The 20,640-nt window shown below is 26.6% G+C and carries 19 protein-coding genes and 3 tRNA genes; 16 read left to right on the top strand and 6 right to left on the bottom strand.

Going from position 1 to position 20,640, the window contains the following annotated elements:
• The first annotated feature begins 16 nt into the window (after nucleotides 1-16).
• The 6 genes from H0H77_RS02445 to H0H77_RS02420 all read left to right on the top strand — a co-directional run bounded on the left by H0H77_RS02445 (nucleotide 17) and on the right by H0H77_RS02420 (nucleotide 3,508).
• Nucleotides 17-91 (top strand) — tRNA-Val (locus tag H0H77_RS02445).
• An 18-nt stretch (nucleotides 92-109) separates the two neighbouring features.
• The gene (rpsU, locus tag H0H77_RS02440) at nucleotides 110-307 is read left to right on the top strand and encodes a 30S ribosomal protein S21 (RefSeq protein ID WP_185851875.1); all 198 of its coding nucleotides are present in this window, start codon (nucleotides 110-112) and stop codon (nucleotides 305-307) included.
• A gap of 15 nt (nucleotides 308-322) precedes the next feature.
• On the top strand, nucleotides 323-1,105 hold the full coding sequence (locus H0H77_RS02435) for a shikimate dehydrogenase family protein (protein WP_185851478.1): 783 nt from the start codon (nucleotides 323-325) through the stop codon (nucleotides 1,103-1,105).
• A gap of 61 nt (nucleotides 1,106-1,166) precedes the next feature.
• On the top strand, nucleotides 1,167-2,219 hold the full coding sequence (gene ribD / locus H0H77_RS02430) for a bifunctional diaminohydroxyphosphoribosylaminopyrimidine deaminase/5-amino-6-(5-phosphoribosylamino)uracil reductase RibD (protein WP_185851477.1): 1,053 nt from the start codon (nucleotides 1,167-1,169) through the stop codon (nucleotides 2,217-2,219).
• Between the two features lie 139 nt (nucleotides 2,220-2,358).
• On the top strand, nucleotides 2,359-2,703 hold the full coding sequence (locus H0H77_RS02425; protein WP_185851476.1) for a 4Fe-4S binding protein: 345 nt from the start codon (nucleotides 2,359-2,361) through the stop codon (nucleotides 2,701-2,703).
• A gap of 121 nt (nucleotides 2,704-2,824) precedes the next feature.
• Nucleotides 2,825-3,508 carry a uracil-DNA glycosylase gene (locus H0H77_RS02420; RefSeq protein ID WP_185851475.1) on the top strand — a complete coding sequence of 228 codons (684 nt, stop codon included), beginning with the start codon at nucleotides 2,825-2,827 and terminating at the stop codon, nucleotides 3,506-3,508.
• A gap of 1 nt (nucleotide 3,509) precedes the next feature.
• Here H0H77_RS02420 and lpdA read toward each other — a convergent pair whose 3' ends face one another.
• From lpdA to rny, 3 genes are all read right to left on the bottom strand, one after another.
• The gene (lpdA, locus tag H0H77_RS02415; RefSeq protein ID WP_238783784.1) at nucleotides 3,510-4,946 is read right to left on the bottom strand and encodes a dihydrolipoyl dehydrogenase; all 1,437 of its coding nucleotides are present in this window, start codon (nucleotides 4,944-4,946) and stop codon (nucleotides 3,510-3,512) included.
• 75 nt (nucleotides 4,947-5,021) lie between these two features.
• On the bottom strand, nucleotides 5,022-5,999 hold the full coding sequence (locus tag H0H77_RS02410) for a deoxyhypusine synthase family protein (RefSeq protein WP_185851474.1): 978 nt from the start codon (nucleotides 5,997-5,999) through the stop codon (nucleotides 5,022-5,024).
• A 15-nt stretch (nucleotides 6,000-6,014) separates the two neighbouring features.
• Entirely contained in the window at nucleotides 6,015-7,586 is a 1,572-nt protein-coding gene (rny, locus tag H0H77_RS02405) for a ribonuclease Y (RefSeq protein ID WP_185851473.1), read from the bottom strand.
• Nucleotides 7,587-7,789: 203 nt separating this feature from the next.
• Between rny and H0H77_RS02400 the strand changes: the two genes are divergently transcribed.
• The 9 genes from H0H77_RS02400 (at nucleotide 7,790) to rplS (ending at nucleotide 18,241) form a co-directional block, all read left to right on the top strand.
• On the top strand, nucleotides 7,790-8,962 hold the full coding sequence (locus tag H0H77_RS02400) for a cysteine desulfurase family protein (protein WP_185851472.1): 1,173 nt from the start codon (nucleotides 7,790-7,792) through the stop codon (nucleotides 8,960-8,962).
• Between the two features lie 59 nt (nucleotides 8,963-9,021).
• Nucleotides 9,022-9,663 (top strand): succinate dehydrogenase cytochrome b subunit, encoded by a 642-nt coding sequence (locus H0H77_RS02395; RefSeq protein ID WP_185851471.1) that lies wholly within the window; start codon nucleotides 9,022-9,024, stop codon nucleotides 9,661-9,663.
• 51 nt (nucleotides 9,664-9,714) lie between these two features.
• Entirely contained in the window at nucleotides 9,715-11,736 is a 2,022-nt protein-coding gene (locus H0H77_RS02390; RefSeq protein WP_185851873.1) for a fumarate reductase/succinate dehydrogenase flavoprotein subunit, read from the top strand.
• 17 nt (nucleotides 11,737-11,753) lie between these two features.
• Nucleotides 11,754-12,512 carry a succinate dehydrogenase/fumarate reductase iron-sulfur subunit gene (locus tag H0H77_RS02385; RefSeq protein ID WP_185851470.1) on the top strand — a complete coding sequence of 253 codons (759 nt, stop codon included), beginning with the start codon at nucleotides 11,754-11,756 and terminating at the stop codon, nucleotides 12,510-12,512.
• Between the two features lie 22 nt (nucleotides 12,513-12,534).
• On the top strand, nucleotides 12,535-13,491 hold the full coding sequence (locus H0H77_RS02380) for an acetyl-CoA carboxylase carboxyltransferase subunit alpha (protein WP_185851469.1): 957 nt from the start codon (nucleotides 12,535-12,537) through the stop codon (nucleotides 13,489-13,491).
• Between the two features lie 98 nt (nucleotides 13,492-13,589).
• On the top strand, nucleotides 13,590-15,167 hold the full coding sequence (dnaB, locus tag H0H77_RS02375; protein ID WP_185851468.1) for a replicative DNA helicase: 1,578 nt from the start codon (nucleotides 13,590-13,592) through the stop codon (nucleotides 15,165-15,167).
• 65 nt (nucleotides 15,168-15,232) lie between these two features.
• On the top strand, nucleotides 15,233-16,429 hold the full coding sequence (locus H0H77_RS02370) for an ABC transporter permease (RefSeq protein ID WP_185851872.1): 1,197 nt from the start codon (nucleotides 15,233-15,235) through the stop codon (nucleotides 16,427-16,429).
• 50 nt (nucleotides 16,430-16,479) lie between these two features.
• On the top strand, nucleotides 16,480-17,889 hold the full coding sequence (glmM, locus tag H0H77_RS02365; RefSeq protein ID WP_185851467.1) for a phosphoglucosamine mutase: 1,410 nt from the start codon (nucleotides 16,480-16,482) through the stop codon (nucleotides 17,887-17,889).
• Between the two features lie 10 nt (nucleotides 17,890-17,899).
• Nucleotides 17,900-18,241, top strand: coding sequence for a 50S ribosomal protein L19 (rplS, locus tag H0H77_RS02360; RefSeq protein WP_185851466.1), 342 nt, complete (start codon nucleotides 17,900-17,902; stop codon nucleotides 18,239-18,241).
• Nucleotides 18,242-18,371: 130 nt separating this feature from the next.
• On the opposite strand, the gene H0H77_RS02355 is transcribed toward rplS, so the two are convergent.
• Nucleotides 18,372-18,653: a hypothetical protein gene (locus H0H77_RS02355; protein WP_185851465.1), complete on the bottom strand. Its 282-nt coding sequence runs from the start codon at nucleotides 18,651-18,653 to the stop codon at nucleotides 18,372-18,374.
• Nucleotides 18,654-18,924: 271 nt separating this feature from the next.
• On the opposite strand from H0H77_RS02355, the gene guaB reads away from it, so the two are divergent.
• The gene (gene guaB, locus H0H77_RS02350; protein WP_185851464.1) at nucleotides 18,925-20,397 is read left to right on the top strand and encodes an IMP dehydrogenase; all 1,473 of its coding nucleotides are present in this window, start codon (nucleotides 18,925-18,927) and stop codon (nucleotides 20,395-20,397) included.
• 20 nt (nucleotides 20,398-20,417) lie between these two features.
• On the opposite strand, the gene H0H77_RS02345 is transcribed toward guaB, so the two are convergent.
• Together H0H77_RS02345 and H0H77_RS02340 are read right to left on the bottom strand one after the other, a co-directional pair.
• Nucleotides 20,418-20,502 (bottom strand) — tRNA-Leu (locus tag H0H77_RS02345).
• A gap of 24 nt (nucleotides 20,503-20,526) precedes the next feature.
• A tRNA-Gly gene (locus H0H77_RS02340) sits at nucleotides 20,527-20,599 on the bottom strand.
• Nucleotides 20,600-20,640: the final 41 nt, after the last annotated feature.

The raw sequence follows: 20,640 nt of genomic DNA, 5'->3' as shown, positions 1-20,640 counted from the left end.
TAAAAAAAAAGTTCAAGGACATTTAGCTCAGTTGGTTTAGAGCGCTACTTTGACAGAGTAGAGGTCGTCGGTTCAAATCCGATAGTGTCCACAGAAATTTGTTTATATGGTGGTATTAATTACGACAGTAAGAGAAGGTGAATCAATCGATAAGGCCTTGAAGAAATGTAAAAAAAAATTCGATAAAACGCGTATTTTAAAAGAATTTAGAGAAAAACAACAATATATAAAACCTTCTGAAGGAAGAAGAAATAAAATTTTAAAAGCTAGATACAGAGAACGTATGAGATTAAAAAAAGAAGAATAGGTAATTTTTTTTGCTTTGAAAATAGAAAAAAAAAAATATGATAAATCTATTTTTGGACTAGTTGGAAAGAAAATCAGTTATTCTTTTTCAAAGAATTTTTTTTTAGAAAAATTTAAAAAGGAATCTATTCATCATGTGACTTACGAAATCTTTGATATTCCAAATATAGAGGATATTTTATATATTTTTAAAAATCCTTATTTAAAAGGGTGCAACATTACTATTCCATATAAAACGAGTGTTATTCCTTTTCTTACTCAAGTTATGCCAGAAGCAAAATCTATTGGTTCAGTAAATGTAGTTAAAATACAGAATCAACATAGAAGAATTGGATACAATACAGATGTTTTAGGATTTGAGTTATCCTTTCAAAAGGATATGAATAAATTTGCATATCATGAAAACAATAATACAATGTCTGCTTTGATTCTTGGAACTGGAGGTGTCTCTAAATCTATTTCATTTATTTTAAGAAAATGGAAAATTCCATATAAATATGTTTCTAGAAAGAAAAAAAATAAGAATTTTATTGTGTATGAAGAATTAAATAAAGATTTAATAGAAAATTGTAAGATTATCATTAATTGCACTCCTTTAGGAACTTATCCTATGGTAAAATTATGTCCTCCTTTACCTTATCAATATATTTCTTCTTATCACTATCTTTATGATGTAGTTTATAATCCATCTAAAACTTTGTTCTTAAAAAAAGGAGAAAAGAGAGGAGCTATGATTAGAAATGGATTAGAAATGTTACGGATTCAAGCAGAAGAATCTTGGAAAATATGGAATTCTTAGTTTTTTCAATCAAGTAAAAATAAAAAAAACACATTTAAAAAAAATGTGATGCGTTTTTATTATGAAAGAGAAAATAATTTTTATGTATAGAGCCATTCAATTGGCTAAAAAGGGGTTGGGATCTACTTCTCCTAATCCTATGGTAGGATGTGTCATAGAAAGAAATGGTTTAATTCTTTCTGAAGGATGGCATTATCAAGCAGGAAAATCTCATGCAGAAGTTAATGCTATTAATATGGTAAAGGATATTTCTTTATTTTCTGATTCTACTCTTTATGTGACATTAGAACCATGTGTTCATTTTGGAAAAACTCCTCCTTGTGTTGATTTAATTCTTAAAAGAAATATCCCTAGAGTGGTAATAGGTGTACGAGATCCTTCTTATAAGAAAAAAGGATTAGGCATACAAAAATTAAAAGAATATGGAGTAGAAGTTATAGAAAATGTTTTAGAAGATCAATGTCGTTTTTTGAATAAACGTTTTTTTACTTTCTATGAAAAAAATAGACCTTATGTTATATTAAAATGGGCACAAAGTGATAACGGATTTATGGATTATTCTTTTAATAATAAAAAAGATCGTAAACGTTTTTGGATTAGTGGGATTTATTCTAGACAATTGAGTCATAAATGGAGATCAGAAGAGGATAGTCTTTTAGTAGGAAAAAAAACTGTATTAAATGATAATCCTAAATTAAATGTTAGAAAATGGTTTGGAAAGAATCCTATTCGGATTATTCTTGATAGAAATTTGAATATATCTACTTCTTATTTTGTTTTTAATGGAGAACAACATACAATTGTTTTTACGGAAAAAAAAAAAGAAAATAAAAAAAATATAGAATTTGTTCAGATTTCTTTCGATAAAGGAATCATAAAGAATATATTAAATCATTTATATCAAAAAAAAATTTTATCCTTAATTGTAGAAGGAGGAAAAATGACTTTAGAAAGTTTCATTGAAAAAAATATTTGGGACGAATCTAGAATTTTTTTATGTTATCGTTCTTTTTCCTTAAAAAAAGGATTATCTGCTCCTATAGTAGATGGAAAAATATTAAAAAAAGTTGATATTGATGATAATGATAAATTAATTATTAAAGTTCCATTTTAAGTCTTTTTACAACATTATACTAGGTTAGTCTCCCTGTCATTTTTCAAAAAAAAAAACATTAATATTTAAAAAATCATACACTATATTTTTTTCATTTATATTTACTAACTAATAGTATATATAATATAATTTATTTTCAATGTCCATAAAAATCACAGAAGAATGTATTAATTGTGGAGCATGTGAATCAGAATGTCCTAATAGAGCTATTTATGAAGGAGGGAAGATGTGGAGAATGTCAGACGGAACTTCTTTAAAGAAAGGAAAAAACAAAGAATTAGAAATGGATCCTACTATTCCTAAAAATCCTAAGGAACAAGAAATTTATTTTGTAGTTTCAGAAAAATGTACAGAGTGTGTTGGTTTTTATGATGAACCTCAATGCGCAATAATATGTCCAGTGAATTGTTGCATCTTAGATAAAAATCATTTTGAAACTAAAGAAGATCTTTTTCAGAAAAAAAAATTCTTGCATGGTGAGTAATAGAATATAATAAATAATCAAGTTTCTCTCTTTTTAGAGAGAACGATTTTCCTGTTAAAAAACAGAAAAACTCATATTCTAATAATGAGAAGTATTAAATATTTTTAAAATAAAAGAAAACATGATTAAAAAAATTAATTCTGATTGGATTTTTCATTTAAGAAATGAATGGGGAAAACCTTATTTTCAAAAATTAAAAAACTTTCTTAACAGAGAATATAAAAAATACATTTGTTTTCCAGAAAAGAAAAACATTTTTTCATCTTTAAATCATTGTCCTTTTCAAAAAGTAAAAGTTGTCATTTTAGGACAAGATCCTTATTACAAAAAAAATCAAGCAGATGGACTTTCTTTTTCTGTTCCGAATGGAATTTCTTTTCCTCCTTCACTAAGGAATATTTTTATAGAAGTCAACAATTCTTTTAACAGAAAGGAGTTACTTCCATCTAATGGATCTTTGATTGGATGGGCTAAACAAGGAGTTTTACTCCTTAATTCTATTTTAACAGTTAGAGAAGGGTTTCCTGGATCTCATAAAGATAAAGGATGGGAGATTTTTACAGAAAAAATTATACAAATAATTTCTAATAAAAAAAAGAATATTGTTTTTCTATTATGGGGAAAATATGCTATAAAAAAAGCATCCGTCATCAATTTTTATAACGAACATTATATTTTAAAAGCTTCACATCCATCTCCTTTTTCTGCAAATATTAGTTTTTTTGGATCCAAACATTTTTTAAAGACTAATCAATTTTTGCATAAAAAAGGAAAAAAAACTATTTGTTGGTATAACAAAAACTGAATTAATAATGTAAAGAATGATTTTCAAAACTTAATAATGCTGCCTCTTTAAAAGCTTCGCTAAAAGTAGGATGTGGATGACAAATTCTATATATGTCTTCTGAAGAAGCACGAAATTCCATTGCAACAGTGGCTTCCATAATCATATCTGAAACATGATCTCCTATCATATGAACTCCTAGAATTTCATCTGTTTTTTTATGAGAAATAATTTTTATAAAACCTTCAGTATTTCCACTTGCACGAGCTCTTCCTAATATTTTCATAGGAAAATATCCTATATTATATTCTATTCCTTTTTTCTTGATTTCATCTTCTGTATTTCCCACACTAGATATTTCAGGATAAGTATATACCACTGAGGGAATTAAATCGTAGTTTATTTTATTTGGTTTTTGTCCTGCTATATGTTCAACTACATATAATCCTTCTTCTTCCGCTTTGTGCGCTAACATTTTTCCACCTATAACATCTCCTATAGCATAAATATTTTTTACAGAACTTTGTAAAAAATTATCAACTAAGATGAATCCTTTTTTGTTTTTTTTTATTCCTATATTTTCTAATCCTAGATTTTTTGTATAAGGATTCCTTCCAATGGATATAAGACAATAATCTCCTGTATATATTTTATTATTTCCATTATTGTTATCTTTGACATGAACTGATACTGTATTATCATCATTTGAAATGATATTCGTAACTAACGAAGAGGTTTTTATTTTAATAAAAGATTTTTTCAGTATTTTTTCAATTTCTTGACTTAAAGAATGATCCATATTTGAGATAATCCTATTCATAGAATCAATAATAGTAACAGAACTGCCCAATCTACTGTAAATAGATCCTAATTCCAGTCCTATTGTTCCTCCTCCAATTATTATTAATTGATTTGGTTTTTCTTTCAGAAAAAGAGCTTCTGTAGAAGAAATAATTCTTTTTTTATGATTGAAATTTAAAAAAAATGGAAGACCTAAAGGTTTGGATCCTGTAGCTATGATACAATGTTTGAATTTTATTTCCTTTAAAGATTCTTTATTCTTTATAGAAAGAATGTTCTTTTTTTTAAAAGTAGCTATCCCTTGATATAAATCAATATTGTTTTTTTTCATCAAATATTTTACTCCATTACTTGTTTTTTTTACTATTTCATTTTTTCTCCTCATCATTTTTTGGAAATCTAAAGAAAGTTTATGGAAAAAAATTCCATGTTCATCATAATAGTTTTTTTTAGCTAAAAAGTAATATTTAGAAGAATCTAAAAGGGATTTAGAAGGAATGCATCCTACATTTAAACATGTTCCTCCTAATTCTTGGTATTTTTCTACAATAGCGGTGTGAAAACCAAGTTGACTTGCACGAATAGCGGATATATAACCTCCTGGACCAGATCCTATCACTACAATATCATAATTATTATAATTATGCATCATCATCATGAGTAATAATTTTTTTAAATTTTAAACTAAAGAAATATATAATAAAGTTACTACATATAATACATAATTTTACATTTACATATTTAATATATATGCAAAAATTAATGGAGCAACAATGGTCGCATCTGATTCTATAATAAATTTTGGAGTATCTTTATCGAGTTTCCCCCAAGTGATTTTTTCATTAGGAATGGCTCCAGAATAAGATCCATAGCTAGTAGTAGAATCTGAAATTTGACAAAAATAAGACCAAAAAGGAGTCGGATGTAATCCTATATCTTGTGAAAGCATGGGAACAACACAAATAGGAAAGTCTCCTGAAATCCCTCCACCTATTTGAAAAAATCCTATTTTCCTATGAGCAGATTCTTTTTGATACCATTTAGCTAAATAAATCATGTATTCTATTCCATTTTTAACGAGGAATGGTTGAAATAATTTTTTCATACAATATGAGGAAAAAATATTTCCCATTGTGCTATCTTCCCAACCTGGAACAACCATAGGTAAATTTTTTTTTGCAGCAGCTAATACCCAACTATCTTTTGAATTTATATTATAATATGGTTCCAAAATATTTTCTAATAATAATTGATAAATATATTCATGAGGAAAATATCGTTTAGATTTTTCTTTAGCTCTTTTCCACATATTGAAAATATGTTTTTGTAAAAGTTTAAAAGCTTGTTCTTCCGGAATACATGTATCTGTTACACGATTGAATCCTTTTTTTAAAAAATTTTTTTCTTCATCTGGAGTTAAATCTCTATAATTGGGAATTTTTTTATAATGAGAATGAGCTATTAAATTTGTTATATCTTCTTCTAAGTTAGCTCCAGTACAAGAAATTATATGTACTTTATTTTTCCTTATCATTTCCGCTAATATTTTTCCTAATTCTGCTGTACTCATAGCTCCAGCTAAGGTTATCATCATTTTTCCATTATTTTTGATATGATATTTATATGCTTTAGCTGCTTCTGATAAAGTTAGAGCATTAAAATGAAGAAAATATTTATCAATGAATGAAGTAATAGTAATAGAATCTTTCATAATTTTTTATTAATTTTATTTGGCGATTTGTACAGCTCTAGTTTCTCTAATCACTGTTACTTTTATTTGCCCAGGATAAGTCATTTCTTTTTTTATTTTTTCTGTGATCTCACAAGATAATTGAAAAGCTTTTTTATCATCTATTTTTTTGCTTTCTACTAAAACACGTAGTTCTCTTCCTGCTTGCATAGCAAATGCTTTATTGACTCCTTCAAAACTAAAAGCTATATCTTCTAAATTTTTTAATCTTTTAGAATAAGATTCAAAAGAATTTCTTCTAACTCCTGGACGTGCTCCACTAATAGAATCTGATACTTGTACAATAGGAGATATTAAAACTTTCATTTCCATTTCATCATGATGTGCTCCTATTGCATTACACACTTCCATATTTTCTCCATATTTTTCTGCCCATTGCATTCCTAAAATAGCATGTGGAAGTTCTGATTCTTTTTCAGGAATTTTTCCAATATCGTGTAACAATCCTGCACGTTTAGCTAATTTTGCATTTAACCCTAATTCTGAAGCTAATATTCCTGACAAATGAGCGACTTCACGAGAATGTTGTAAAAGATTTTGTCCATAAGAAGAACGATATTTCATTCTTCCTATCATTTTAATTAATTCTGGATGAATTCCATGAATTCCTAAATCTATTATATTTTTTTTTCCTATTTCTACTATTTCTTCTTCAATTTGTTTTTCTGTTTTTGCTACTATTTCTTCAATTCTTGCCGGATGTATACGTCCATCTATTACTAATTTATGAAGAGACAATCTTGCCACTTCTCTTCGTATGGGATTAAAACAAGATAAAAGAATTGCTTCCGGAGTATCATCTACAATGATTTCTACTCCTGTTGCTTTTTCTAAAGCTCTTATATTTCTTCCTTCCCTTCCAATTATACGACCTTTTACATCATCTGATTCTATATTAAAAATAGATACTGCATTTTCAACTGCTTGTTCTGTTCCTATTCTTTGAATAGCTTGAATAACAATTTTTTTTGCTTCCATTTTTGCAGTTAATTGAGATTCTTCTATAATGTTTTGTATGTGTGATTGTGCTTTTATCTTTGCTTCTTCTTTAAGAATTCCAATTAAATCATTTTTCGCTTCTTCAGAAGAGTAATTGGATATTTTCTCAAGTAATTCTATTTGTTTTGTATACATGTTATTAAACTCTTCTTGTTTTTTTTGAAGAATTTTAAATTTTTTCTCATAATCATGTATTTGTCCTTCTAAACGATTGTTTTTTTTAAAATAAATTTCTATTTCTTTTGATAATCTATTTTCTTTTTCTTTTGTTTTTTTTTCTCCATCAATTATTTTTTTTTCTCTGAAATGAACATCTTTTTCATGTTTATACTTAAGTTCTATAAATTTTTCTTTTGCTTGAATTATTTTTTTTCTTTTAATAGATTCTCCTTCTTTTTCAGCATTTTTTATAATTCTCTTTGCTTGAATATTTGCTTTTTCTAATAATTGAATATATTTTTTTAATATGGTTTTTTTTCCAAAAAAATAACATGTAATAATTCCAATCATAAACCCCATTAGAACCGAAAATCCAACATTTATTTTCATATTTACTCAATTTAAATAAAAATAAAATAGACATTTTAATAACATTTTTAAAACAAAAAACAATAAGTAGAAATTATAAAAATTTTCAATCAAAATTTTAATTGAATTAATAAAAATAACAATGATAAATATACAAAATTAATGACGAGATTTTTTTTATATTTTTTTTTTAACAATCGGAATTTGAACAAATTATAATTCTAATGAAAAAAGTATATTTAGATAATGCAGCGACAACTCCTGTAAGAAATGAAGTGATAAAAGTGATGTTAAAAACATTAAAAAATTCATTTGGAAATCCATCTTCTACACAACATAGTTATGGAAGAAAAACTCGTTCTATCATAGAAAAATCTAGAATTCATATTGCAAAAGAAATTAATGCTGAACCAGATGAAATTATTTTTACTTCAGGTGGAACTGAAGCCAATAATTTTGTTTTGAGATCATCTATAATGAATCTAAAAGTTCAATATATTTTGACTTCTCCATTGGAACACGACTCTGTATTACAAACAGTTTTTGATTTATCTAAAAATTACCAAGTTCTTGTAGAATTTGTTCATCTTCAAGATAAAGGAACAATTGATTTAAATCATCTAGAAAAAATATTGAAGAAAAATTTTTATAAATCTAATAAAAAAATGCTTGTTAGTTTAATGTCTGCAAATAACGAAATAGGAAATTTCTTAGAACTAGATAAAGTTTTTTCTCTTTGTAAAAAATATAATGCTTATTTTCATTCAGATACCGTTCAAATCATAGGAAATGTTCCAATTAATATGAAACAGCTTTCTTTTGATTTTGCAACAGCAAGTGCACATAAATTTTATGGTCCAAAAGGAATAGGTTTTATGTATATTAGAAAAAGTCTCATAAAGAAAATAAAACCGTTAATTACAGGTGGAAATCAAGAGTATGGAATTCGTTCAGGAACAGAAAATGTTTATGGAATTATTGGCTTATCCAAAGCATTACATTTATCTTGCTGCAATCTAACAAATCATTTAAAAAAGATGAAATATTTAAAATCTTATTGTATTTCAGAATTAAAAAAAATAATTCCAGATGTTATTTTTAATGGATTATCAGACTCTCTTGAGAAGAGTCTTCCTACTATATTAAATTTTTTTTATCCAAAAAAGGATCACTTGTTATATTTCCATTTAGATTTAATGGGAGTGGCTATTTCTGATGGTAGTTCTTGTAAATCAAATAATAATAAAAATTTATCTCATGTTATTCAATCTATTACAAAAAATAAACATTTGTTGGAAACAATGATGCCTGTAAGAATTTCTTTTGGAATTTTCAATGAAAAAAAAGATATTGATTTTTTAATAGAAGCTTTTAAAAAAAAAATAGGAAATAGATAAAAATAAATTTTTGATTGAAATATTTTTTTAAATATATTTACTTACATAGAAATTCTCTAATGAATCAATGTCACTTTATTCAATCTTCTGTAAGTAAAAAAATCGTAATGGCTATTACGGGGATTTTTCTTATGTCTTTTTTATCGTTACATTTAAGTGTGAACCTTTTTCTTTTTTGTGGAGAAAAATCATTTAATGAAGCTGTTGCTTTTATGAGAAGGAATATGATTGTTAGAATATTAGAATATGTTCTTGCATTAGGATTTATTATTCATATTTTTTTTGGAATTAGATTGCATTTAAAAAATAGAAAAACAAAGGGAAGAGAAGATTATGCTGTTCAACAATCTGTTTCTTCATTTGGGAGCCGTACTATGATTTATACAGGATTTTTAATTTTATGTTTTTTAATTTTACATTTGATGAATTTTATGATTCCTATGAAATATCATCATGAAAATTCAGATTATAATATAGTTGTTTCATTATTTAAAAATCCTATATATACATTTGTATATGTTTTTTCATTTTTCATTCTAGGAATCCATTTGAGTCATGGATTTCAATCGTCTTTTCAATCATTAGGATTATCTACTAACAAAAGAAGATTGTATTGGATACAGAAATTAGGTTGTTTTTATTTTTGGCTTATTTGTTCTGGATTTTCTATTATAGCTATTTGGTTTTTTTTCATTCAATGAGAGTCGTATTATTTTTTTTTATTTTTAGTTATAAATAATAATAATCATAATATATTGAAACTAAACTCAAAAATACCGAGTGGAGAACTGTCTCAAAAATGGACCAATCATAAATCTACTTTAAAATTAGTATCTCCTAATAATAGATCTAAGATAGAAATTATAGTGATTGGAACAGGACTTTCTGGTGGATCTACCTGCGCTTCTTTGGCTGAACTAGGATATAAGGTTAAAGTTTTTTGTTATCAAGATTCTCCTAGAAGAGCTCACTCTGTTGCTGCACAAGGAGGAATTAACGCTTCTAAAAATTACAAAGGAGATAATGATTCTGTTTATCAACTTTTTTATGATACTATTAAAGGAGGAGATTATAGATCTAGAGAAGCAAATGTCTATCGTTTGGCAGAAATCTCTTCTAATATTATTGATCAATGTGTTGCTCAAGGAGTTCCATTTGCTCGTGATTATGCTGGGTATCTTGAAAATAGATCTTTTGGAGGAACTAAAGTTTCTAGAACTTTTTATGCTAAAGGACAAACAGGACAACAACTTTTATTGGGTTGTTATTCAGCTATGTCTAGACAAATTGGAAAAGGAAGAATAAAAATGTATAATCGTCATGAAATGCTTGATTTAGTTGTCATAGAAGGAGCTGCTAGAGGAATCATTGCTAGAAATTTAATTTCTGGAGAAATTGAACGTCATACAGCACATGCTGTTATTATTGCATCTGGAGGTTATGGAAATGTGTTTTTTTTATCAACTAATGCAATGGGAGCTAATGCTAGTGCTATTTGGAAAGTTCATAAAAAAGGTGGATTTTTTGCAAATCCTTGTTATACTCAAATACATCCAACTTGTATTCCAGTTCATGGAAATTATCAATCTAAATTAACATTGATGTCTGAATCATTGAGAAATGATGGACGTATTTGGGTTCCAAAAAAAATAGAAGACGCTATTTCTATAAGAAATGGAACTAAATCTCCTGAAGATCTTCTTGAAGAAGAAAAAGATTATTATCTTGAAAGACGTTATCCATCATTTGGAAATCTTGTTCCAAGAGATGTGGCATCACGTGCGGCTAAAGAACGTTGTGATAAAGGATTAGGAATAGAGAATAATGAAGAAAAAGAAGGTGTCTTTTTAGATTTTTCTTATTCTATAAAACAATATGGAATAGAAAAAGCAAATGAACTTGGAATTAAAAATCCAACTTTCGTAGAAATTAAAAAGTTGGGAGAAAGTGTTATGGAATCTAAATATGGAAATTTATTTCATATGTATGAGAAAATAACCAATAAAAATCCTTATAAAAATCCCATGAAAATTTATCCTGCTGTTCATTACACTATGGGGGGATTATGGGTAGATTATAATTTAATGTCTTCTATAAAAGGATGTTATGTTATAGGAGAAGCTAACTTTTCAGATCATGGAGCAAATCGTCTTGGAGCTTCTGCATTAATGCAAGGATTAGCTGATGGTTATTTTATTTTGCCATATACTATAGCGGATTATTTATCTCAATATGTTGTACATAAAAAAAATATATCTACAAAACATATAGAATTTGATAATTCTGAAAAAAATGTAAAAGATAGAATAAAACGATTTCTTCATAATAATGGAGATTTTTCTGTTGATTTTTTTCACAAGGAACTTGGAAAAATCATGTGGAAATATGTTGGGATGAGTAGAAATCATAAAGGATTATCTGAATCCATAGAAAGAATACAAGAACTACGTGATGAATTTTGGAAAAATATTTATGTTCCTGGAAAGAAAAATGATGGATTCAATTCAGAATTAGAAAAAGCTGAACGTGTTGCAGATTTTTTAGAATTAGGAGAACTAATAGCAATGGATGCTTTAAATAGAAAAGAATCTTGTGGAAGTCATTTTAGAGAAGAATATCAAACAAAAGAAGGAGAAGCCTTACGAGACGATATTCATTATAAATATATTTCTGTATGGGAATATCAAAAAGAAAAACTTCTTAGTGAAGAAATTATGCACAAAGAAAATTTATCTTTTAATTTTGTAAAATTGCAATCTCGTTCTTATAAATAAAGAAAAATTATAATTTTATGAAGAAAGGATTACTTAATTTTACATTAAAAATATGGAGGCAAAAAAATAATAAAGAAAAGGGAAAATTTAAAACTTATAGAATTAATAATATATCTCCTGATAGTTCTTTTTTAGAAATGTTAGATGTTTTAAATAACAAAATTTTATATAGTAAAAAAGAATATCCTATATCGTTTGATCACGATTGTCGTGAAGGAATTTGTGGAATGTGTTCGTTATACATAAATGGAAGAGCTCATGGTCCAGATAATTTAGTTACAACTTGTCAATTGCATATGCGTCGTTTTCATGATGAAGAAACTATATATATTGAACCTTGGAGAGCAAAACCTTTTCCTGTTATTAAAGATCTTGTTGTTGATAGATCATCTTTTGATAGAATTATTATCTCAGGAGGTTTTATTTCTGTGAATACATTCGGAAAAACAGTAGATGGAAACATGATTCCTATTCCAAAAGAAGATGCAGATAAAGCTTTTGATGCTGCTACATGTATTGGGTGTGGAGCGTGTGTTGCTGTATGTAAAAATAGATCAGCTATGTTATTTGTTTCAGCAAAAGTTTCACAATTTTCTTTTCTTCCACAAGGACAAATAGAAAGAAAAAATCGTGTATTAAATATGGTAAAAAAAATGGATGAGGAAGGATTTGGAAGTTGTACTAATACTAAATCTTGTGAAATTGAATGTCCAAAAGGAATTTCTACAGAATACATTTCTCTTTTGAATAAAGAATATATTTTTTCATTGACATAGTCAAATATATTTTTTTTTCATCATGGAATATTTAGATTTTGAAAAGCCTATAAAAGAAATTCAGGATCAGTATATTAATTGTATTCTTATACAAAAGAAAAGTGGTGTAAATATGAAAGAAGTTTGTACTCAATTACAAGAGAAATTGGAACAAACTATTAAAAGGTTACATCATAAATTAACTCCTTGGCAAAGAGTTCAATTGTCTAGACATCCAAACAGACCTTACACTTTAGATTATATTCTTTCTATTACGAAAAAAGATTCTTTTATTGAGTTGCATGGAGATCGTCATATTGGAGATGACAAAGCAATGATAGGGGGTTTTGGAAAAATAGAAGATAAAACTTTTATGTTTATAGGAACTCAAAAAGGAAAAAATACTAAAGAAAGACAATATAGAAGATTTGGAATGCCTAATCCAGAAGGATATAGAAAAGCATTACGTCTTATGAAATTAGCGGAAAAGTTCCATAAACCTATTGTATCTTTTATAGATACCCCAGGTGCTTTTCCTGGAATTGAAGCAGAAGAAAGAGGTCAAGGAGAAGCTATTGGAAAAAATATTTATGAGATGATGTGTTTGAAAGTTCCTATAATTGTTATAATTATAGGAGAAGGAGCAAGTGGTGGAGCATTGGGGATTGGAATAGGAGATAAGGTTTCTATGATGGAAAATTCTTGGTATTCTGTTATTTCTCCTGAAAGTTGTTCTACAATTCTTTGGGGAAATTGGGAAAAAAAAGAAAAATCAGCAGAGTTGTTGAAATTAACTGCAGAAGATATGTATAAATTAAATCTTATAGATGACATTATTAAAGAACCTTTAGGAGGAGCTCATTTTCATCCTGAATTAGCATACAAAGTTGTTAAAAAACAAATCATGAAATATTATAAACAATTATCATTTTTTGATACAGAAGTTTTAATCAGAAATAGGAAAAATAAGTATATTTCTATAGGTTTTTTTTATGATTAAAAAAATCATCAATTTTCATTGATTTTTTTTATTTTAATGGATATGTAAAGAACTTTATTTTTTATGTCATAAAAAAAAAAACAAAAAAATCATGATAAATGAGAGAAATGAATCATCTAATCCAAGAGGAAGAAAATAAATTACGTTCTGATTTTATTATAAAGGATGGAAAAATCCCTCCTCAAGCATTAGATTTAGAATATGCGATAATAGGTGCTATTATGATTGATAAAAAAGGATTAGATGAAATTGTTGATATTCTTTTTCCTGAAGTTTTTTATAAGAAAGAACATCAAGATATATTTCGTGCTATTCAAAAGTTATATCATAATTCTAAACCGGTCGACATTTATACTGTTTCTAATCAACTACGTCAAGATGGGAAACTTGATATTATAGGAGGAGAATTATATTTAATAGAATTGACACAAAAAGTTATTTCTTCTGCACATATAGAATATCATAGTCGTATAGTCCAACAAAAATTCCTACTTAGAAAATTGATCAGTATCTCTTCGGAGATTATAGAAAATTGTTATGATAATGGAGCAGATGTTTTTGAACTTTTAGATAAAGCAGAATCTAAACTTTTTGAGATAAACCAAAGATATTTAAAATCAAAAAAATATGAAAGTACACCATCTCTCATTATGAAAGCTATTGAAAAAATAAAGAAAATAGGAAAAAATAAGGATGGATTAAGTGGGATTTCTTCTGGTTTTTATAAAATGGATAAAATTACTTCTGGTTGGCAGAATTCTGATTTAATTATACTTGCTTCTAGACCTGGTATGGGAAAAACGACTTTTATGTTGTCTATGGTTAGAAACATTGTGATAGAACAAAAAATTCCTGCTGTTATTTTTTCATTAGAAATGTCCTCTGTTCAATTAATTACAAGATTAATTTCATCAGAATCTGGAATATCTTCAGAAAAACTAAAAAGATCTTATTTATCTGATTTAGATTGGAAACAACTTTTTTTAAAAACTAAAAAATTAAAAGAAGCACCTCTTTTTATAGATGATACACCTTCTTTATCTATATTTAGTTTACGTACAAAATGTCGTCGTTTAATATCCCAGCATGGGATAAAGTTAATTTTGATAGATTATATGCAATTAATGGGAATTAGAGATCATGGTTATTCTAGTAGTAGAATAAATAGAGAGCAAGAAATATCAATAATTTCTAGGAGTTTAAAATCTATAGCAAAGGAATTAGATATTCCTATCATTGCTTTATCTCAATTATCTAGAGCTGTAGAAACAAGAGGTGGAAGTAAACGTCCTTTGTTGTCTGATTTACGTGAGTCTGGAGCTATAGAACAAGATGCAGATATTGTTTTATTTATTTACAGACCTGAATATTATGGATTCAATACTTGGGATACGGATGAGAATGATTCTTGCATTGGGCAAGCAGAAATAATAATAGCAAAACATAGAAATGGAATATTGGATAAATTTCGTTTAAAATTTATAAGTAATCAATCAAAATTTATGGATTTTGAAAAGAAAAAAAGATCTTTTTTAGATTGGGAAGAAGATTATAAAAAAAATGTTTTAGATAAAGATAGTTTTTTCATAGAAAAACCTTCTATTATGACGTCATCATACGATGATATTGATTTTAAAGATCCTCTTATAAAAGAGGAGGATAATTTTTCTTTTTAATTTTGAATAATTTTGAATGGTTTTTTTCAAAAAAAACGATTTGGAAAGATTCTAGTAAAAGTAAAATGGTTTTTACAATAGTTTTAATTACACAAGTAACAATAATATTTAGTGTAATTATAACTCTTCTAACTTTCTCTATAGGATTTGGATTTAAAGAATTTATAATCAAAAAATTATTAAATATTCAAGGTCAAATTATTATTTATAATAATTCAAAAAGGGGATTTTTAAAAAAAAAAATCCCTATTTTACTCAATCAATTTTCTAATAAAAATTGTTCTATTCGTCAGATTCATCCTTTTTCTGAAAAAAATGTAATGATTGTTACAAATCAAAAAAATGTAGAAAAATTCGTATTTAAAGGATTCTATGAAAAAGATTATAATACTGCTTTTTTTAAATATTTTTTAGTTAAAGGATCTTTTTCAAAAATAAAAAAAAATCTTTTTTCTAGTCAGAAAGTTATTTTATCTCAAAAAATTTCCTGTTCATTAGGGTTGAACATAGGTTCAATTATTCATCTAAATTTTCTTTCTTTTAAAAAAGGAATTCCTTTCTTTACTTCTAAAAAATTTTATGTATGTGGATTATATGATACTGGAATTCCAGAATTTGATAATGTTTATATGATTGGAGATATGAAACATATACAGCATATAAATAATTGGAATGAAAATTTTTTAGAAGGAATTGAATTGTTTTTATCTTCTATTATTGACCATAAAAAAATGGAACTCCTTGAGAATAAAATTAAAAAGAAAATTCCAAATAATTTTTTAGTAAAAACTATTTACGATCAGTTTGATTCTGATAATATTTTAGAATGGATTCATATATTTAATGTAAACATTCTTGTTATTAGTTTTATAGTTTTGATATCTATCATTATTAATATGGTTGTATTTCTTTTAATACTCATTTTAGAAAGAATGAAAACTATAGGAATTTTAAAAATTATAGGAGCTAAAAACAAAGTTATTTATAAGATATTTTTATATTATGTGATGAAAATTTTAATTCCTTCATTGATAATAGGAAATATTATAGGGATTTCCTTTTTAATTTTACAAAAAAAATTTAGATTCTTATCTTTAAATAAAGTACAATATTATATTGATTTTGTTCCTGTTTATTTGAATATCAATGATATAGTTCTTATTAATTTATCCATTATTTTTATATGTATTTCTACTATGTTTTTTACTGTTTTTTTTATTATAAATAAAATAACTCTCATAAGAGTTATAGAATTTGAGTAAATCTAAAAATTTAATTTTGTATTTTTGCCATCATAAAAAAATGAATTTTTTTGATACTTGTCAAATCTTTATCTGGAATAAGGGGAACATTAGGAGGAAAAGTTGGAGAAAGTTTTTCTCCTATAGACATAATAAAAATTTCTGCTGGTTATGTTTCCTGGATGAAAAGAAAATATAAAAAAAAAAGTAGAGAGAAGTATTTAATAATCTTAGGGAGAGATGGTCGTACTACTTCTTTTAGTTTACAAAAATTTTTAATTATCACTTTTCAAAGTCTTGGAGTGGATGTCTTTGATATTGGGTTATCTACAACACCTACTGTAGGCATTGCAGTTATGAATGAAAAAGCAGATGGTGGGATTATGTTAACCGCAAGTCATAATCCAAAAAATTGGAATGGATTAAAGATATTCAATTCTAAAGGAGAATTTTTATCAGAAAAAGATTTCAAAAAATTACTATGCATAGTAGATGACAAAACAGAAAAATATTTACATTTTGTTCCATTTAATGAATTAGGACAATACAAATACATAGAAAACTATGTTCAAAAACATATAAATACTATTATTTCATTACCATTGGTAGATGTCAAAATGATTAAAAAAGCTAAATTTAAAATCGTAGTAGATGGAATTAATTCTACAGGGGGAATAGCTGTTCCTAATCTTTTAAAATCTTTGGGAGTTGAAATAATAGTTAAAATGTATTGTGATCCTCATGGAAATTTTGTTCATAATCCTGAACCTGTTGGAAAAAATTTGAAAGAAATATGCAAAAAAGTACCAAAAATGCAAGCGGATTTGGGAATATCTGTAGATCCAGATGTAGATCGTGTTGTATTTATTTGTGAAAATGGAAATTTTTTTGGAGAAGAGTATACAATAGTGTCTATTGCAGATTATATTTTAAAAAAAAAATTAGGCCCTATTGTTTCTACTTTATCTTCTTCTCATGCATTGAAAGATTTATCCATTAATAGAGGAGTTCCTTATTATTCCACTTCCGTGGGAGAAGTTCATGTTGTCAAAAAGATGAAAAAAGTTCATGCAGTGATTGGAGGAGAAGGAAATGGAGGAATTATTTATCCAGATTTGCGTTATGGGAGAGATGCATTGGTAGGAATTGCCTTATTTTTAACTTATGTAGCCTCACTTTCAAAAATTCCATTAACTAAATTGAGAAAAAAATATCCTAATTATTTTATGTCTAAAAAGAAGATTCAATTATTTCATGATCAAAAAGTTAATGTTTTTTTAGAAAAAATTAAAAAGAAATATAAGGAAGAAGAAATAGATGTCAATGATGGAATTAAAATTCATTTTAAAAGTCATGAATGGATTCATGTAAGAAAATCTAAAACTGAAAATATTATTCGAATATATGCAGAAAGTCGATCAAAAAAAAGAGCATCTTTTTTAGTAAATCAAATAATATCCGAAATAAAAAATTTTCATTAAAAAAATATTTATGTCAGAAAATTACATTCAATACGTGAAAAATAAATTTCTTAAAAAGAATGATTTTCCTTTATTTAATTCTGGAGATACTATAACCGTTTTTTTTGAAATTAAAGAAGGAGAAAAAAAAAGAATCCAATCTTTTAAGGGAGTTGTTCTCAAAAAACAAGGAAAAGGATTAACAAAAACTTTCACTATTCGAAAAATGAGTGGAGAAATAGGAATAGAACGAATATTTTTTTTTAATCAACCCAGTATACAAAAAATAGAAGTGAATAAGAAAGGAAAAGTAAGACGAGCTAAAATTTATTATTTTAGATTCCTTAAAGGAAAGAAAGCAAGATTTCTATAATTTTGGATTCAAAAAAGCATAAAAATACAAATCTTCCTTAGATTAAAATTATTTATTCCAAGTCTAGAATATAAAAAATCTAAAAAAAGAGAGAAATATTTGATTCCCCTCTTTTTTTAGATTATTTTTTTTATTTATTTTTTTCGTTTTCTTCAGGAGTTATTTTTTCTTTATCATTATTGTTGGATCCTGCAGCAGCATCTTCCCCATTATTTTTTGAGGATTCTTCTGAAGTAGAAGGAGGAGTCGTATTTGTGGAATTTGTTTGATTTTCATTATTATTAGCTGTTTTTTCCTCTTCTGTTGTATTAGAAGTATTTTCGTTTTTAGATTTGTTATTACAACTACTACTTGCAAATAAAAAGATTGCTAACAAGATCGTGGTAATAGTAATTCTTAATTTTTTCATCATAATCAATAATATTATTTCAGTTATAACATATTATGGGCAAATTTATATAAAAATTTGGAATGATAAAATATACATTATTTGTATTTTTTTCATATAAAAATGAAAAATTATCTATATACTCTCATATATAAAAAACAATTTATACATTTTCATTTTTTTTATGTCTTTGTAAATAAGAATGTTACAATTCTTATTTTTTTTTTATACGTCACATAATATAACTAATCAAATAACCAAATTTATATATATTTTGAATAAAAATTCAAGAATTATGTCTTTAAATAAAAAAATTTTAAAAGAAGCTTTAACTTTTGATGATGTTTTACTTGTTCCATCTTATTCTTCTATTCATCCATCAGAAGTTTCTCTTAAAACTTCTTTAACATTTGACATTACTCTTAATATTCCTATATTAAGTGCTGCTATGGATACAGTGACTGAATCTTCTCTTGCTATTTCTATAGCAAGAGAAGGTGGAATAGGAATTATTCACAAAAATATGAATATAAAAAATCAATCAGAAGAAGTTTATAGAGTAAAAAGAAGTGAAAGCGGAATGATAGATGATCCTATTACCCTTTCTAGAAATTCAACACTAAGACATGCACAATCTCTTATGAGAAAATATCATATTTCTGGTCTTCCTGTAATTGAAAAAGATAATTCTTTGGTTGGAATTATTACGAGTAGAGATATTAAATATAGGATGGATTTAGATTCTTTGGTAGAAGATGTTATGACAAAAGAAAAATTGATTACTTCTACTAAAAGAAATATAACTTTAGAAAAAGCAAAAAAAATTCTTTTAGAGGAAAGAATAGAAAAATTACCTATTGTAGACGACAATAAAAAATTGGTGGGTTTAATTACAATTAGGGATATTGATAATTTAATAGAATATCCAAATGCATGCAAGGATTCTAAAGGTCGTTTACGAGTAGGAGCATCTGTAGGAATCGATAAAAATACTTTAGAAAGAGTTGATTCTTTAGTAAAAGTTGGAACAGATATTATATCCATAGATTCAGCTCATGGGCATTCCGATAGAATATTGAAAATGATAAAATCAATCAGAAAATATTTTCCAGATATAGCCCTATTAGCTGGAAATATAGTAACTATGAAAGCCGCAAAAGATTTAATTGATGCTGGATCTACTATTTTAAAAGTAGGAATTGGTTCAGGATCTATTTGTACAACAAGAGTTATAGCTGGAGTTGGAATGCCTCAAATTACGGCCATAAATGATGTCTATGAATATGCAAAAACAAGAAATGTGAATGTAATTTCTGATGGAGGAATTCGATATTCAGGAGATGTTGTAAAAGCTATTGCAGCTGGAGCCAGTTCTGTTATGATTGGAAGTTTATTTGCTGGAACAGATGAAGCTCCAGGAGAAGAAATTATTTTTCAAGGAAGAAAATTTAAAACATATGTGGGAATGGGGTCTTTAGTGGCCATGAAAAGAGGAAGCAAAGATCGTTATTTTCAATTCAACAAAAAATTTGTTCCAGAAGGAATAGAAGCTAGAGTTCCTTACAAAGGAAAAATGAAAGATGTTCTTTATCAAATTTGTGGGGGATTACGTTCTGGAATGGGATATTGTGGAGTCTCTACCATTACAGAATTAATGAAAACTGGAAAATTTGTTAGAATTACTAATTCTGGATTAAAAGAAAATCATCCACATAGTGTAAGCATTACAAAAGAATCTCCAAATTATTTTAATTATAAAAACAAATAAGTAATAAAAAAAGGACCAAGTACCCGGGACGGGATTTGAACCCGTACGATCACAATGATCACAGGATTTTAAGTCCTGTGTGTCTACCAATTCCACCACCCGGATTTATTTTTTTTATAAAAAATAAAAAGCGAGAAACGGGACTTGAACCCGCGACCCCGATCTTGGCAAGATCGTGCTCTTCCAACTGAGCTATTCTCGCATTTTTTTTTATGAAAAAATTATAGTCGTACATGAAATGAA

The sequence above is a fragment of the Blattabacterium cuenoti genome, assembly GCF_014251255.1.
GTDB lineage: Bacteria > Bacteroidota > Bacteroidia > Flavobacteriales > Blattabacteriaceae > Blattabacterium > Blattabacterium cuenoti_W.
The sequence above is the reverse complement of the archived record's forward strand: the minus strand, read 5'-3'. Positions and strand labels throughout refer to the sequence as shown.